The sequence below is a fragment of the Candidatus Hydrogenedentota bacterium genome (assembly GCA_035416745.1).
Classification (GTDB): domain Bacteria; phylum Hydrogenedentota; class Hydrogenedentia; order Hydrogenedentales; family SLHB01; genus UBA2224.
On the sequence record DAOLNV010000083.1, the window covers coordinates 7,009 to 24,301 of the forward strand.

A 17,293-nucleotide genomic window follows, 5' to 3' on the forward strand; every position below is an offset into this window, starting at 1 on the left:
AATGCCCGCGGAAGGCATGATGTTTGTCGGCGACAAAGGAAAGATTCTCTCCGGCTTCCTTCTCCAGAAACCTCGAATTATCCCCAAGAAGAGGATGCGCGCGTACCAGGAGTCAAAACCGCAGGCCGCAGGTCCCAGCGATGCCGGCGCAGCCGCGCCCGGCATTGTACAGTGGCTCGAGGCCTGCAAGGGCGGCAAACCCAGCATGGGCAGTTTCCTGGAAGCCGCCGCTCTTTCCGAGACCATCAATCTCGGCGCCGTCGCTCTGCGGGCGGGCGGAAGGGTCCTCTACGATGCCGCCAACATGCAGATCACCAATGTGCCGGAAGCGAACAAGCACCTCACCCGGGAGTATCGGCCGGGCTGGGAGCTTTAAGAACAAAAGCCTGTTCTATTTCGCATACGACTGCCGTCAAGCGACATGCAAGCCGTCAGAACCCGTTGGATACCGCTTGAATTGTTGGTGCAAGACGTTCCTCGCCTCATCGCCACGGTGCACGCGTCCATAACTTCGAACAGGCCGAAAGGTCCGGCCGCTCAAAACGTGTACTGCGGGATTTTCAGCAGCTCGCCGTTCTTGAGAGCAGACTGATGGGCGACGATGCCGGCCACGGTCATGTTCAGCGCCCACGCCACGTTGATGAGGGGTGGGCGTTCCTGAAGGATAGACGTGACAAATTCTTCGCAGAGGTAGCCGTGCGAGCCGCCGTGGCCGCCAGCTTCGACCCCGGGCGGCAGGGGCGGTTTGGCGAGGGTCAGGCCGGAGATATCGGCCGTGCCGTCGTACGTGAGGCCCACCATCGAGCCCTTCTGTCCACGCACGCGACCCATCTCGCCGCCGTGGCCGGGGGTATCCTTGCTCATCAGCATGCGGGCCATGCCGCCTTCGCTGGTGCGCAACAGGGCGATTTCGGTACCGAACGGGTTCCCGTAAGGATTGTTCTCCGGCTGGCAATGCTGCAGTTCGCTGGGCATGCCCAAACAGGAGACCTCCGTGAAACTTCCACCGGTGACGCAGACATAGTAGCCGGTCGAGTGCGTGGGATACCACAGCGGAGGGCAGCCCACGCGCCAGCCCTTGTAGGAGTCAAGCGGCGTTGGCGCGTAGTGGTAGTATTCGCCTTCCGTGTAGACGAGCTTGCCGAAGCCGCCGGCCTTGAAAATCTCGCGCATCGCGTAACAGTCATCGTGAAACCCGCTCGTCTCGAACATCATGTAGTTGAGCCCTGAGCGCTTGACCGCCTCGTACAGGCGGTCGGCGTCCTCCAGCGAGCCGAAGCACGCCGGCACCGCGCTGGCCACGTGCTTGCCGTGCTCAAGCACTTCGATACAATGGCGGACGTGGCTCGGCGCATCAGTCGCCACCCAGACCGCCTCAATCGCATCATCCTTGACAAGCTCTTCGAGCGACGGATACGTCTTGGCACAACGGCATGCCTGGGCCAGCCCCGCGCAACGGTCGGGGATCAGATCACTCACGGCGACAACCTCGACATTGGGATGATCCTGAAAACCGAACGCCGCCCCGAATTTGCACAAGCCATACCCGACAATGCCCATCCGGATCTTTCGGTCGGAAACCGGTTCCCACGCCTTGTCCGTCCGCGTGTTGCTTCTGACGTCGCCGAATCCCTGAATAGGTTGCTCGCCGGCGCGGGTTTCGCCCGTGGCAGCAAGAAGCCCGGCGCATCCTGCGGCGTTCCCGATGAACGAACGGCGTGTAATCGAGCCAAACATGATGGTCCTCCCAAATGACGCGTAGCGGATGCGGAAAACATCCAATTGACGTGACTATTCCCGTGCTGATGAATCTGCTTGAGTTAATCAAAAACCAGTTGGGGATTCAAACGGCCTGAACGGCCGCGGCGAGCGCAGACAGGAAAGAAAGCCCCCGGGCAAATACGGGCGTCACAATCGTAATGCGTATGCATCGCTGGCGGGCGCTATCGTTGCGCGCATCGATCCGCCCCAGATTTTATGCTGTTCCGCGACATGCTATGCTACGGTGCGGCTCGGCCGACAGGGGGCTGTGGCAGGGCCGCCAGCAACTTGAACACAACCGCCCCCAAATGAGGCTTGTGATGAGTTGGCCTGCACTAATCGTGTTGACTGCCGTGGCCGTCTTCGGTTCGCCGGGAATTGCCGCCGCGGACACGGCCTCCGTGCCCGAAAACGTCTACCAGGGCGAGTTGGTGAGCTACCCGGGGCCATGGGGCTTCCTGCTGGGCCGGCCCCACATCATCCTTGTGAGCGACGAGCAGTTAGAGGCGTTATCGGACCCAGACAAGGTAATCGATATGAGCCTCACATTTACCAAGCATGAGGATAGTCTGCGCCAGTTGTGCGAGCGGGCACAAGCGGCCGGGAACCGCACGCTGGTTCTCGCGTTCGACCATTTCTTCGCTCAATACCGGCCGGGCCAGGAAGGCAAACCCCGCCGCCTCACCCCCGATAAGGACGAATACATCGAGCGGCTCGCGGCCATCAGCAAGTTCGCCCAGCACTACGGGCTTGGCCTCGAACTGAGCCTCTTGTCGCCCTTGGAAATCGGGCCGGGATACGTGGAGCAGACGGGCGAGTCGGGCGTCTGGATGCACTACCGAAAAGGGTTGCGCGACCCGGAAACCGGACGGTACAGCGTGCAGCTCTGGCGGCATTTGCGCTGGGCGAACAACAAGGGCCCTCTCGAACTCATCCCCGCGGGCGTGAGGGTCTTCGCATTCCAGGAAAGAAGCCTTCGCGGCACCCCCTACCTGTACGTCGACCCCGCCGGCATCGTCGAGATCACGGACAACGCCCAGGTCGAGGTGTGGGACAATACGCGCCGCCGCGCGGGCGACTACGAAGCAGTCCGCATTCGTGTCTACGGCGAGTCTTCCGAAGGGGGGCCCCGGGACCGCGTGCTTGTGGTCCAGGAATACCGCACGCCTGAAATGGACTATTTCAGCGGCCAGGCGCTCCCGTACCTCAAGTCCCTCGGCGACAAATATGCGGACGCAGGGGTCAAGCTCAATGCGCTGTATTCGGACGAGATGCACATTCAGCAGGACTGGGGTTACTTCTCTCATCACGACAATGGCGAGTTCGCCATGCGTTATGTGAGCCCAGGTCTCGCAGACGCTTTCGCCAAGGCCTATGGGGAAGAGTACCGCGATCTCGCAAAGTATCTCCTCTATTTCGTTCACGGCCAGGAGGACACCGCGAACGATCTGTCCGCGAAGGCGGGCCGCATGCACGTGTTTGGGGACACGCCCGAGGCGATTCGGGCGACCGCCCTGTTTCGCGCCCGCTACTACCGTCTGTTGCAGGACGGCGTCGTGGACCTGTTCGTCGCGGCGAAACGGCATCTCGAGGAACGGATGGGCCATCTGCTGACCACGCGCGCCCACGCCACATGGGCAGAGAGTCCCACCATCGACAAATGGGACACCGGCGTCGAGCCGCATCAGCAGAATCAATACGAGTACACGTCCAATTTCGTCTGGTCCGATACCGTGCATCAGGCAGCTTCGGCCTGCCACGACTACTTCAAGTGGGGCGATTACTTGACGGGCACGGGTAACGATCATGCAGAAGGCGGTTGGCTTGACCGCGACTATTTCGGGCTGGCCCTGGCGTGCTCGACGGGCATTCTCAACGAAGTCCCTTACTCGTATGCGGCCCATTGGGGCATGCCGTACGAGGTCAGCCGGCGCCGTCAAGCCCTCGTGAATACCTACGGCGCCGCGGCGGACCAGTGTTTCGCCATGGTGCAAGGCATGGCGCACCGGGATACCTCCGTGCTCATGCTTTATCCCCTGGAACTTGTCGCGGCCGAGGAACGTTTCGGCAGTTGGATGACACAATACGGCTATGCGAACTACATTACCCAAGCCAAGCTGCTCGAACGCGGGAAAGTCCTGAACGGAGCCCTCGAGGTAGCCGGACGGCGGTTCACGACGTTGTGCGCCACGTTCGAACCCTTCCCGGCGCCCGAGTTGCTCGAGATGATGCGCGCCATGGTCGAGAACGGATGCCGTGTAGTATGGTCAGGGCCGCCGCCGGTGTTGCTTGCCAACGGAGAGAGCGCGCTCGCGCGGTGGCAGGATCTGACCGGAGTCGACTACGCCCCCGGCCTCAACGAAGGGCTCCTCGCGCCCGGACGCCAAGTCGTGTTTGACGGCGCATTCGCCTCGATCCCGCCCATGACCATCCTGACCGACTTCATCGTGGACCGCATCTACCCCGTCACGCCGCGTGAAGACGTCCAGGCCGTTGCGCGCGTGAAAGAGAAAATCGTAGGAGCGCACAGAGTGACGCCCAGCGGCGGATCGGTAACGTTTCTGGGATTCCGTCCGCGCGATGACCAGTCCATGAGTCTCGGTTATGAAGAACGGCACTGGTTCGATATTCTCGACGCACTCGGGGCGTACCCGGGCACCGGCCGGTTCGAGGGTGTGAATGACAACGCCGATTACGTCTCTCGTACTTCGGATTACCTGGCGTGCACGTTTCCAAACGGGGCCGTTTCCATCGCCCCCCATCTCCGTCTCCTGGAAGAATGCTGGCCCGGCGGATTCGCCCGCAAACCCGACGAGGACAAGGCCATCGTCGAGCAGCTCGACCTGCCTTCGGAAGCCGTTTTGCTCGACGGATTCCACGTGGGCGGACATGCCGTAACGTACGCGGGCAACCACGCCGTTACCTTCCGTATGGATGACGAAGGCCGATTGACTGCCTTCTGCGGGATGGGAAGCGACCGGATCACCATCGACGGCAAGACGACCGTCTACGCAGACAGTCCCATACCCACCGCGGCCTGGGCGCCCGTCGAATCCCAACGCCGCATAGAGGGCGGCGCTCTCATGGAGATGTTCTTTCAAGGAGACGGCGCCGTCCACATCCCCGTCTACGGGTTGCCCGAGGCCGTCCAGGTCGTGGCACAGGGCCCGACCCTCGGCAGCCGCGGTCAAGCTGTCCCGAGCCAGCGCGAGGGCGATACTCTCACCATCACTCTCGACCAGACGAGTTCAAACCGCTGGCTCTTCGTCCTGCCGGGCGGATGACATCCATCGAGCACGTACAGGCCGCGACGTTGCTGCCGGCCCCGCTCTGATGATGCCCGCACAACCGACCCGCTGCCTGGCGAGTCTGAACATATGACGCGCTCCCCCTTTGAACCATTCACGCCCCCACCGTACAATTCACCAATGCGAATCGGTTTAGTCACCCTCGGTTGCGACAAGAACACCGTTGACAATGAATATATCGCCGGACTGTTCGAAGCCCGCGGGTGTACCGTCGTCTTCGAACCCTCACCCGACGGCCCCGGGCTCGATGCCGTGGTTGTTCTCACCTGCGGTTTCATCGCAGACGCCAAACAACAGTCCATTGAGACGCTCGTAGCATGGGCGGAAGCAGCGGCTCGCGACGGGGCTCCTCGCCTGTACGCCGCGGGCTGCCTGGCACAGTGCCATGCCCCGGAATTGCTCGATGCCATCCCCGAGATTCAGGGCGTTGTCGGAGTCGGCCAATTCACCCAGCTTGTAGACCTTGTCGTTTCCGGTGCATCGCGCAGAGACCTCGTGAGACCCAAACCCCTTGTAGAGATTGCCTCGCCCTTGCCGCGCCGCAGAGCCGACACCCGTCCATATTCGTTCCTCAAAATTGCCGACGGATGCAACCATGCATGCAGCTTCTGCTCGATTCCCCTTATGAAAGGCCGCTTGCGCTCCGTCCCCCCTGAGATCCTCCTCGAAGAAGCACAAACCCTCCTTGCGGAGGGCGTCCGCGAACTCGTTCTCGTGGCCCAGGACGTCTCCGTCTACGGATGGGACAGACACGGCTCATACGGGCTTCCCGAACTCCTGCGCGACCTGTGCGCCCTCCCCGGCGACTTCTGGCTGCGCTGCATGTACTGCTATCCCGGCGGAATCACCAGCGAGCTGCTCGAAGTCATGGCCTCCGAACCCAAGGTTGTTCCCTACATCGACGTGCCTCTCCAACACGTTGACCCCGAGATCCTCAGGCGCATGCGCCGGCCTTCGAACCGGATCAACCCGCGCCGCCTCGTGGCTCGCTTACGTCAAGCCATACCCGGCATCGCGCTCCGCACCACCATGATCGTCGGGTTTCCAGGTGAAACCCCGGCCGAGCATCGCCGAATGCTCGACGGCATACGAGAACTCCGGTTCGACTGGCTGGGCGCGTTTCCCTATTCGCGCGAACCCGGAACCTCCGCCGCCGTCGCGCCGCGACAGGTTGGAGAACGCGTCCGCCAGAACCGATGGGAAGCCGTGATGGCCGCGCAGGCCGAGATCGCCCAGGAAAATAGCCGCTCGAGAATCGGCAACGTCGAGCGCGTGCTCGTCGAAGACTACGACAAGAACCACAGCCAGTGGGTCGGAAGGTCCGCCCGTGAAGCCCCCGAAGTCGACGGGGTCGTCCTGCTCCAATCAGCCCGAAAACTACACCCGGGCCAGTTCGTCACGGCCAAGATCATCGGCGCCGATATCTACGACGTTACTGCCCGGGTCATCAGGGAATAATCAAAACAAGTCCTGGCCGGTATGCCTCCACAGGCCCGTGAGGCGAGCGGATTGAGCGGACGGACGGCTCCTTTCCCGGCCAACGTTCGGGTTCGGTTCGGGCAGCCTGATGCTTATAAACGGAACTCCATTCCCTGTCAGCGTCCTGCCGAAGCGTAATCCCGATGGCTCAGGAAGCGGCATTCTCCTGATGAGCCGCCTCACCATTCAAGACATCGGGTTGGGCTCTCTCGCACCATAAAATCATGCCGAGGACATGCGCGAATCAGTTCGGATGGACTCTCGGCAACCGCAATTGTTCATGAACCTTCGCTTGATGGTGCGGATTCTTTTTCGAGCTTGCTCAGATACTTCTGAGGGTCTGCCTCGAACGCCTTGACGCAGTCCTTGCAACAGAAGCGCACCAGGCGGTTCCCCGCAACGTAGTCGACGGGGTCGCCCATCGAACCGAGCTTTTCGCCAGACACGACGCAGGTCTTAACAGGGTAGCTGTCTTTCTGTTTCTCGATGACGGCGGCGTCGAGCTTCTTCAGGTAATTCGCTGGGTCTTTCTCGAACGTAGCCGGGCATTCTCCACAACAGAACCGGACCAATCGGTTCTTGTACACCTTATCGACAATCTCGCCCATGGAACCGAGTTTCTGCCCCGACACGAGGCACGTATCGAGGGGATAAAGCTTCTTCTGTTCCTTGATTTCGGCCGCGTCGATCTTCTTCCAGTACGCCTCCTTATCTGCTTCGAACTTGGACACACATCCCTCGCAACAGAACCGGACTTCGCGGCCGCCATAGCTCTTGATGATTGGTTCGCCCCGGGATCCCAGCTCTTCGCCCGACACCGGGCAGGTCGTGAGCATATAGATATCACCCTTCGGGGGCGGGGTAGCTTCCTGCGCCGCGGCGTCCGTCCAAGTCAATCCGGCAAGGGCCACGACGCCCGCCAGCACCACCATCGCAATCGTTTGTTTCATGGGGTTAACCCTCCGTGTTTCCGTCGCCGTTTCGCTTGACGGTTATGGGAAACTTCGCTTTGTCGCTCAACAAATCGTCACCAGCTAAAGCGGCCGAATCGCCAGACTCCATCCACGGGCCGCCCATCAGGGACTCCAACCGCGCGGAAGCCTGTTGCACGTCCCGGACCGCGCGCACTTGCTCGAGTTCAAAGTTGAGCAGGGTTTGCACGCTTTGAAGCAGGTCGAGAAAATCCGCGCCCGCGCTGGTAGCATAGCTGACCTGAAGGCTTTCATAGGCAAGACGGGCTTTTGGCAGCAGGTCATCCGCGTACAGACTGTAACGGCGTTGCGCGTCCTGCATCTCGAAGTACGCCATACGCGTTGCTTCTTCAAGCGATAAGATGACGCGTTGCTTTTCGTGTTCCGCAGCCGATTTCATCTGCCGTGCTTCCGCGATGCCCGCCTTCACCTTCTTCCGCCAGACCGGCAGGCTTAGCGTTAGAGAGACCATCAAGTCGTCGTCAGGCTCTTTTCCGGTCACAAACCGGTCATATTGCGCCAGGGAGTTCACGTTCATGGCGGCTTCGAAAGGGTTTGCCGCCATGCCGGTCAGCAGGCTGTTCGCCGCACCGGCGGCCTCAAGGGTCGCAGTGGTCTTGTCCATCATGGGAGGCATGTTTTTCATTTCCTCGAACTCGACTCCGAGGGTGAATTCCGGGTAGCCCATCTTCTTCGCCAGACGAATCTCGGCGGCTCGCGCGTCAATTACGTGATCCATAACGCGGACTTCAGGATTGGCCCCACGCACACGAGCGAGCACGGCGGCAGGCTCCGGCGGAGCGGGCGGCAATCCGCAAGGCTCGGGCCACTCGGGTGGTTCTGCGTTGTCACGTCCCAGGGCCGTGGTCAGACGCGCTGCAAGGGCGGGGCGAAACTGGGCCAGTTCCTTCAGGCGGTCTTGGATGGCCGATTGCTCCATCTGGACGCGAAGGAGTTCGTCCTCGGTGGCCAGGCCCAGAGCGTACTTTGTTCGAACTGTTTCTTCCATATATTGCAGCAATTCGACCTGCCCCTGAGTGACCCGAAAGTTCTCGCTCAGGTAGGCATACTCAAAGTAAGCGCGTTTGACATCGGTGAACAGGGTATTTCGCTCCGCGTAGAACCGTTGGAGGGCCGCTTCAGCTTCCGAGACCGCGGCGTCGCCTCGCGCGCGCAACGTACCGAACCACGGAAACATCTGCATAAGGCCGACACGGTATTGAGATTCCTCCGAGCGGACAAAATAGCTGTAGGTGAATTGGGGGTTATCGAGGGCGGTAACCTGGGGAATCTTCTCGAGAGCCGCCAGCCATTCCGCGTGCCTTGCATGGAGACCGGGGTGGTTTTCGGCCGCTTCCATAAGGTACGCATGAAGTTCTTCGTTCCCGGCGAAAAAGGCTGGCGGCTGTACCTCGGGCTCCGCACCGATAACGCTAACTAGAAGAATCAACCACATGACGATCCAACTCCTTCTTTATGGGTGCGCACGTGCCGCCTCAGCTTTCGCCGGGCGCCGGCGGGGCCGCACCCTGTCCCAACATCCGGAATTTGATCTCTTTGACCCAGCAATACAGGACAGGAACAAGAAAAAGCGTAAGCAGTTCAATGGTCATTCCGCCGAACGAGGGAATCGCCATGGGAACCATGACATCGGCCCCCCGGCCTTTGGACGTGAGCACCGGCACCAGCGCTAACACCGTGGTCGCGGTGGTCATCAGGCAGGGACGGATTCGCCGCAACCCGGCAGCCAGCGTCGCCTCGCGGATATCCTTGATAGAAGTGATCCGCCTGCGGGCGAAGCTTTGATCGAGATACGTTGCAATCACGACCCCGTCGTCCGTAGCAATGCCGAAAAGCGCTAGAAAACCTACCCAGATGGCCACGCTCAGGTTGATCTGGTGCACCTGGAACAACTCCCGCATGTCCACCCCAAATAGATCGAAGTTCAAGAACCACGGTTGCCCGTATAGCCACAGGAGCAAGAATCCCCCAGACCCGGCAACCAACAGCCCCGACCACACCAGCAATGTGGTGAGATACGACGTGAACTGGAAATAGAGAAGAAGGAAGATAATGAACAAGGCAACCGGGATGACCACGGCCAGAGTTTCCTGGGCGCGCACCTGATTCTCGTAACTTCCCGCAAAGCTGTAGCTTACTCCTGCCGGCAGGCTCCATTCGCCGCTATCAAGTTTCTGCTGCAAGTACCGCTGGCAATCTTCCACCACATCCACCTCGGTATGCCCAGGCTTCTTGTCAAGAAGCACATAACTCACCAGGAACGTGTCCTCGCTCTTGATGGCCATCGGCCCGCGAACGTAGCGGATATCAGCCAGTTGGATGAGCGGGATCTGGGTGCCGTCCATGGATGGGACCAGAATTCGCTCCAGCGTCTCAATCCGATCGCGCAACTCGCGCAAATAGCGGACGCGGACCGGGTAGCGCTCGCGTCCCTCAACCGTGGTCGTCAGCCGGATGCCGCCCAAGGCGACCTCAATGACGTCCTGGACGTCCCGGATTCGCAGTCCATAGCGGGCAATGGCCTCCCGGTTGATGTCAATCTCAAGATAGGCGCTGCCCACGATGCGGTCCGCAATGACCGCATCTGCCTGAACGCTCGGAACTTCTTTGAGGTAATGCTCGATCTCGAGCCCCACCTTCTCGATGGTTTCCAGGTCAGGCCCTTTCACCTTCACGCCCATGGGCGCGCGCATGCCGCTTTGAAGCATTACTATCCGCGCGTTGATGGGCTGGAGCTCCGGAGCGCTGGTCGTGCCGGGAACCTGGGCCGCTTTCACGATCTCCTGCCAGATGTCGTCGGGGGACTTGATATGATCACGCCATTGGCGGTAGGGCCGCCCAAAGGGATCGGGGATCAATGCGCCGCTGGCATCCCGCGCAAACTCATTTGCGCCCTCGTCGTACTTGAACGTGAGCCGGCGTCCGTTCATGTCCGTCAAGTACTCAGGCTTATAGTTGATGACGGTTTCGATCATACTCATGGGAGCGGGGTCCAAGGCACTTTCAGCCCGCCCCACTTTACCCACCACGGCGTCCACCTCGGGGATTGATGCGATGGACCGGTCCTGAAGCTCGATGATGTCCAGGGCCTCGCCTACGGAAGCATGCGGCATCGTGGTGGGCATGTAGAGGTACGAGCCCTCGTCCAAAGGAGGCATGAACTCCTTTCCAAATCCGGGGAACTTATGCGCCATACTGACCCAGATGGGATTGAGACGGATCCGCTCAGCGGGTATTCCCACCTTCCCGATGGCAGCAGGGACCACCCCGAATACACGATCGAATCCCAGCCAGGCTGTCAATCCCGCCAGGACAAGGAGGCTCACAGCGCTGACATAGACCCATTTATGATCGAGAAACCACGCCAGGAAGAACCGGTAAGTCCACTGGAATACCAGGTAGGTCGACAGCAGCCCCCCGATAATGATGGCCGCGAAAACAAGATTAAGAAACAGGCCTCTATCCGGTCCGAGAGGCATCCAGTGCTTTGTCAGGACCACCAAGACCAAAACCAGGGCCGCACCGTTAGCCAGCCATGGTCCCGCCTTGCGCAATCGCGGCGGAACATAATCCACCGACAGGTGGTAGGCGCTGAAGCCGATGAGGACGAGACCGGCCCACCATGCAACGGCAAAGACCGTTACGACGCCGCCGGTGAAAAGGGCAGCCAGGATGTATCGCATGAGTTTCCTGGACTGAATGCGGCTGGCGAGCAGGACATGGGCCAGGGCGGGAATGATCGTAAGGGCCACAATCACGGATGCCATCAGGGCAAACGTCTTCGTGAAGGCCAGCGGCTTGAACAGTTTCCCTTCCGGGCCGGTCATGGCAAAGACGGGGAGGAAGCTCACCACGGTTGTAGCGATGGCGGTGAGCACGGCACTGCCCACCTCACTCGAGGCCCGAAATACTACCTTTAAGCGGTCCTCGCCGGGGCCGGCGCTGTCCAGATGCTTCAGGATGTTCTCGCAGATGATTATGCCCATGTCCACGACCGTGCCGATGGCAATGGCGATCCCGGATAGGGACACGATGTTGGCGTCCACCCCGAAGACCTTCATCGCGATGAAGCTGATCAGTACCGCCAACGGCAGCACCGAACTGATCAGAATGGAACTCCGGAGGTGCGTCACCATCACCACGATCACGATGATGGTGATAATCACTTCCTCGATGATTGCCGAGTTCAGAGTTCCCAGGGTCTCGTATATCAACCCCGTGCGGTCATAGTAGGGCACGACCGTCACCTGGCTCGTGGTGATCCACGGAGGCCACTGCGCCCGCTCATGACCGCGCAGCCACGACAGCCAGGCCGCGTCGTTTATCTCGGCGCTGGCATAGGCTTCGAAACCTTGGGCCTCCGCAAACTGTTCCACTTCACCCCGGTCCACCCGATGGTAGTCAATAACCGGCTTGCTGGGCAGCCCGGGCGCAATCTCTTGGATCTTGCTCTTGACGTTCTTTATGACTTCGAGGGGATTAGCGGCGTACCGAACTACCACGATTCCGCCCACAGCCTCCGCGCCTTCCTTATCCAGGGCGCCCCGGCGCATCTCAGGACCCAGGGATACCGCCGCAATGTCCTTGACCCGAACGGGCACATTCTCGTTGACCCGCACCACAATCTTCTCAACGTCTTGGAGGTTTTCGATGAATCCAAGACCTCGGATCAGGTACTCGACGCGATTTACCTCAATAGTCCGCGCTCCAACGTCAACATTGGACATCCGCACAGCATTGAATACGTCTTCCAGTCTCACGTTATACGCGCGCATGGCATCCGGGTCTACGTCGATCTGGTATTCGCGAACAAACCCTCCTATGGACGCCACCTCGCTGACGCCCCCTGAACTAAGCAATGCGTACCGGACGTGCCAATCTTGAATAGAGCGGAGTTCCGGCAAGTCCCATCCGCCCACGGGCTGTCCGTCGGGGTCCCGTCCTTCCAGCGTATACCAGAAGACCTGTCCGAGAGGCGTGGAGTCCGGCCCCAGCATCGGCTGCACGCCTTCGGGCATGCTGCCCGCCGGAAGACTGCTCAGCTTCTCGAGGACGCGCGTCCGCGACCAATAAAAATCGTGTTTCTCTTCGAATATGATGAAGATCGTCGAATAGCCGAAATACGAATAGCTGCGGACCGTCTTTACACCCGGAATACCCAGGAGAGCGGTCGTCAGCGGGTACGTGATTTGGTCGTCGATATCCTGGGGGGAACGTCCTTCCCACTCCGTAAATACGATCTGCTGGTTCTCGCCGATGTCGGGAATGGCGTCAACCGCAACGGGATTTCTTGGAAATCCCCCCAGTTCCCAGTCGAAGGGAGCCACATAAATGCCCCACCCCACAACAAAAAGGGTGACCAGCCACACCACCAACTTGTTCTTCAGACAGAACCAGATGATCTGGTCAACCCAGGACATCTTCTCGGGACCGAGACTGTCGGACGAGGTCTTCACTGGGCCTTCACTCATGGCTTACTCGTTCCCTGAGTACTGTTCGGGACCCGTCACAAGGCCCACCACCTCGCCGCAAGTGAGCATGCTCTTGCCAAAATAGGGGTTGCGCACCGTCTTATCCGCCTGGAGCCAGTTGGCTCCCTTGTTCTCAAACGCCATCGGACAGTGCAATTCATAGACCGGATGGCCCTCGCCAATCCCAAAAGCGCGAACAGGCTTGACCAGCGCGTCGGACACCTTTGCAAAGCTCGTACGCAAGGCCTTTATGTCGCTGGCCTTTCCAGCTTCTTCGAGAGCCGGTTGGAGTGCTTGCAAATGCTCCATCCAGCGCCCGTGCGCCTCGCCCCCAAGCAGGGTCATATCTACAGCGGCAAGCATGTCCGCGACGCGTTTCACCGCGGCGGCAGCCTTCTCCAGCTCATCCGATGCCAACGCAGCCTCAAGTTCTAGGTAAGCGTCAAACACGCCGCGAAGCTGTGTCTGGAACGCCTCGGGCGCGTTCTTGGCCTCTCCCTCATCAGGGGCGGCGCCCGAAGGCCGGGTGCTCACAGCACCGTTCGCCGGACCATGTTCATGAACTGCGGGCGTGGCTCCGCCCTCCGGGTTCATCATGCTGGGCTTTGCGAGGATCTGAAGGGCGCTGTCAATCTTGAAGTTTCCGTTCGTGACGACCATTTCGCCTTCCTGAAGCCCGCTCTCGACGATGTACTCATCTCCCGCACGCGGGCCGAGCACCACCTCGCGCCCTTCGAATGTGGGCCGATCAGTTCCAGGTGTCTCGACGTAAACCACCGCGCGCTTGCCCGTGATCAACGGCGCCGAAGCAGGGATAACCAGAGGCTTGGTACTGTCTGACGCAACTGCGGAAACATACCCCAATTCCTCCGCCCGTACCAAAGGCATCCCGCATACGTCGCAGGTCCCGGGTTTATCCTTCACGATCTCGGGATGCATCGGCGAGATCCATTTCCCGGCCAATTCCGGGTCCATCACCCGGCCATTGGCGGCTACTTGTGCGAGAACAACAGCCCGTACAAACATCTCCGGCTTCAGCTTTCCTTCCGGATTGGGCACGTTCACACGCACCTTCACCGTGCGTGTCACCGGATTCAGTATCGGATCAATGAAGGCTATCCGGCCCGCGAAACGTTCCCCCGGGCATGCGTCCGTCCCAAACGAAACCTTTTGTCCATAGTGGAGCCATGCGAGGTCCGATTCATACGCATCCAGCTTCACCCAGACTTCGCTGAGGTCCGCGATGGTATAAATCCTGTCGCCCATTTCCACATACATCCCCTCAAAGCCCATTCGCTCAATCACCGTCCCGCCGATGGGAGCATATATCGTTACGTGGTCGGAAAAAGCACCCGACTGCTCGGCTTCGCGGATCTGGGACTCCGCGAGACCCCAAAGCCGCAGCTTGCGACGCGCCGCATCGACAGTCGCTTTGGCGGAATTCTTCAGCGTCTCGGGCGAGCCCTCCGAAACTCGACTGAATGCCTGGGACGCCGCGAACAGCTCCTGCTGGGCCGTCAAGAGTTCAGGGCTGAACAGGCTGACCATGTGGTCACCTTTGGCCACCCTGATGCCTGTGTAGTCGACAAAGAGCCGGTCGAGCCGTCCCGCCACCCAGGCGGTCAGATAGGCGAGCTTGGTTTCATCATATTCCACCTTGCCCACCATCCGGACTTCAGCGTTCACAAAGCGCCGTTGAACCGGACTTATCTGAATGTTCAACAACTCCCGGGCCGACTTGCTCATCCGGAGTGACCGAGGCCCGGCATCCTCATTTCCTTCCTCCGGCGTCACGAGAATCAGGTCCATACCGCAAATGGGGCATTTCCCGGGCTTGGGTTGTCGGATGTTCGGGTGCATCGAGCAGGTCCAGACCTGTTGTTGCCCGGATTCGGCCTCAGCTCCGTGATGGGGGCCGTGGTCTGATGAAGGGGGTGTTGCCGGCCCTCGCATGACATACCCCAACCATAGCGCCAGCAAAAGAGCCAGCACAATGCCCGCAGCCTTGAAATAGGGCAGGGCGCGTCCTGTCGACGACCTGTTGTTGTCCGTCATCCCGATACTCCCACGCCGCACCCGTGCTTCCAGGGCACGGAATCAGATGCTTCCAACACACCTTCCGGCAATTAAGCAACAGCTTGTTCCAGCGCATTCTCAGCCATTTAATTTAGTGAACACACAACAGTTGCGTTTGTCATCCCCAGAGACGTGGCCGGGGCCAAGTCTTCCCTTTCCCTCTCCATCCCGTAATGCTGAGAAACTCAGCCGACCTTCAAAGCCCCTTGTCACTAAAACAGAGGGCTCGTGAGCCATATCAGACCCCGGGCGATTTGAGGCTGAGACACAAGTTATGCTCCTGCCGCGGTTATGTTTACGCACGGTAGAGGCACTGCCTTGAAGGTTCGGTAATGACGCAGTACCCGGCATCCTTCGAGAGCGAGAATGCCATCTGCCCTCCGTGCCAGTCAAAACGCTAACACGCTGGCAGGAGGTCAGTTGTATGCTTGCGTCTTTGTTCAGATTTGCATGGAGGATATCCCCAAGAGGTACCTTATGGCTGGAAGGTGAGCGGGAATGCAGAGGAACTGCAAGCTCCTTCTGCTCGATGTGGGAACGAGCCGACAGTGCGCTCCATTCTTGCTTGCGACGGGCGCGGGAAAAAGCCTCAAACTGAGACTTTCTAGAACCCCAATAGGACCCCGAACAAAAAAGGACCTACGCGAAATCGGCGTAAGTCCTTGGTATCAATGGTCGGGGCGACTGGATTTGAACCAGCGACCTCTTGACCCCCAGTCGGATTTCATACCAAATGAAGGCGAACGCAGGCGAACATCGGAGTATGCATATCTCCTTTTTGTGCAAAGCTTTATCGTTTTCTATTGTATCGCGCGATCTTTCTCTGTATGATGGTTTTGGAGCCCCCGTGGAACCCCGGTGGAACCCCGGTGGAACCCCGGCGGAACCCCGCAGACTCACTTAACCTCAATCAGGGAAGCAGCATGAGAGATCATATCACGCAAAACTTGCTCAGAAGTATTGAACTAACCGGTAAAAGACAAGAGATTCACGATACGGAATTGCCTGGCATGTCTCTCCGGATTGGCCCCCAAGGCAGCATGTCATACTACGTTACGTACCGTACCGAAGAAGGACGAAAGACCCGATACTGCCTTGGAAGCACGAAAAAACTCACGCCGAAACTTGCCCGGAAAGCTGCGCAAAAGTATCTCGCGAGCGTCCGACTCGGCCAGGATCCAGCCGAAGCTCGGCGAAGGGCAAAGGCTCACGACCTAGAAGCCTACCTAGACAATATCTATGGGCCCTGGCTTAAGGAGAACCGGAAGACAGGCGATGCAATGTTCAAGCGACTGAAGTCGACATTCAGGCCTCTCCTAGCAGCCCGTGGTAAAAGTCGGGCGGGGCGCGTAGATCATATTGACATTTAACTATGTCTAGGATATACTTTCGGCGTGGTCGGTGGGGAGGTATTTCGCAATGGCGATGGGACGGATGGACAAAGAACGACAAGAAACGCTCTGGGTGGAGACAAGCGCGCTGCCTTGCGCGCCAGGACACCCGTTTTATGAGCGTGTCAACGCCTTATTGGCCGAAGAGGGTTTCGAGGCGATGGTGGAAGCCGAATGCGCGCAGTACTACGCGGAAGTCCTGGGACGGCCAAGCATCCCGCCGGTGGTGTACTTCAAGGCGTTGCTGGTCGGTTACTTCGAGGGCATTGACTCGGAGCGGGGCATCGCGTGGCGCGTGGCGGACTCCATGGCGCTTCGGTCTTTTCTGGGTTATGCGCTGACGGAGTCGACTCCGGACCATTCGAGTTTGTCGCGGACGCGTCGCTTGATGTCGGTGGAGACCCACGAGCGGGTGTTCCAATGGGTGCTGGGCGTGCTGGCCAGGAAGGGCCTGCTACGCGGAAAGACCTTGGGGGTGGATGCCACAACGCTGGAGGCCAACGCGGCGCTGCGCAGCATCGTGCGGCGTGATACAGGCGAGCCCTATGAACAATTCCTCATAGGATTGGCCAAGGCATCGGGAATCGAAACGCCTACACGCGAAGATCTGGCTAAACTTGACAAGAAACGTCCGAAGAAGGGCTCGAACAAGGATTGGAAGAATCCACACGATCCGGATGCGCGCATAACGAAGATGAAAGACGGGCGCACGCATCTTGCTCACAAGGCGGAACACGCGGTGGACATGGACACGGGAGCGGTGTAAACGCCGGTCGAGAAGTGTAGCGGGAATTGGGGCGGTCGAGAAGTGAAGC

The 17,293-nt window shown here is 59.6% G+C and carries 9 protein-coding genes; 4 read left to right on the forward strand and 5 right to left on the reverse strand.

Annotated elements, in window-relative coordinates:
- The coding region (locus PLJ71_18770; protein HQM50736.1) for a gfo/Idh/MocA family oxidoreductase at positions 1-376 on the forward strand (376 nt) is incomplete at its 5' end.
- Between the two features lie 161 nt (positions 377-537).
- Here PLJ71_18770 and PLJ71_18775 read toward each other — a convergent pair.
- Positions 538-1,737 (reverse strand): Gfo/Idh/MocA family oxidoreductase, encoded by a 1,200-nt coding sequence (locus tag PLJ71_18775; GenBank protein ID HQM50737.1) that lies wholly within the window; start codon positions 1,735-1,737, stop codon positions 538-540.
- Positions 1,738-2,081: 344 nt separating this feature from the next.
- Here PLJ71_18775 and PLJ71_18780 point away from each other — a divergent pair, with 344 nt between their 5' ends.
- Both PLJ71_18780 and rimO read left to right on the forward strand, forming a co-directional pair.
- On the forward strand, positions 2,082-5,045 hold the full coding sequence (locus PLJ71_18780; GenBank protein HQM50738.1) for a hypothetical protein: 2,964 nt from the start codon (positions 2,082-2,084) through the stop codon (positions 5,043-5,045).
- Positions 5,046-5,189: 144 nt separating this feature from the next.
- Positions 5,190-6,527 carry a 30S ribosomal protein S12 methylthiotransferase RimO gene (gene rimO, locus PLJ71_18785; GenBank protein HQM50739.1) on the forward strand — a complete coding sequence of 446 codons (1,338 nt, stop codon included), beginning with the start codon at positions 5,190-5,192 and terminating at the stop codon, positions 6,525-6,527.
- A 299-nt stretch (positions 6,528-6,826) separates the two neighbouring features.
- Here the strand turns inward: rimO and PLJ71_18790 are convergent, their stop codons facing one another.
- From PLJ71_18790 to PLJ71_18805, 4 genes are read right to left on the reverse strand one after another with little or no spacing between them, the layout of a single operon-like run.
- Positions 6,827-7,498 carry a hypothetical protein gene (locus PLJ71_18790; GenBank protein HQM50740.1) on the reverse strand — a complete coding sequence of 224 codons (672 nt, stop codon included), beginning with the start codon at positions 7,496-7,498 and terminating at the stop codon, positions 6,827-6,829.
- Between the two features lie 4 nt (positions 7,499-7,502).
- The gene (locus PLJ71_18795) at positions 7,503-8,975 is read right to left on the reverse strand and encodes a TolC family protein (protein HQM50741.1); all 1,473 of its coding nucleotides are present in this window, start codon (positions 8,973-8,975) and stop codon (positions 7,503-7,505) included.
- A 40-nt stretch (positions 8,976-9,015) separates the two neighbouring features.
- A complete protein-coding gene (locus tag PLJ71_18800) occupies positions 9,016-13,011 on the reverse strand; it encodes an efflux RND transporter permease subunit (GenBank protein ID HQM50742.1) in 3,996 nt (1,331 codons plus the stop codon).
- 3 nt (positions 13,012-13,014) lie between these two features.
- Positions 13,015-15,066 (reverse strand): efflux RND transporter periplasmic adaptor subunit, encoded by a 2,052-nt coding sequence (locus PLJ71_18805; protein ID HQM50743.1) that lies wholly within the window; start codon positions 15,064-15,066, stop codon positions 13,015-13,017.
- Between the two features lie 1,440 nt (positions 15,067-16,506).
- Between PLJ71_18805 and PLJ71_18810 the strand changes: the two genes are divergently transcribed.
- Positions 16,507-17,244, forward strand: coding sequence for a transposase (locus PLJ71_18810; protein ID HQM50744.1), 738 nt, complete (start codon positions 16,507-16,509; stop codon positions 17,242-17,244).
- Positions 17,245-17,293: the final 49 nt, after the last annotated feature.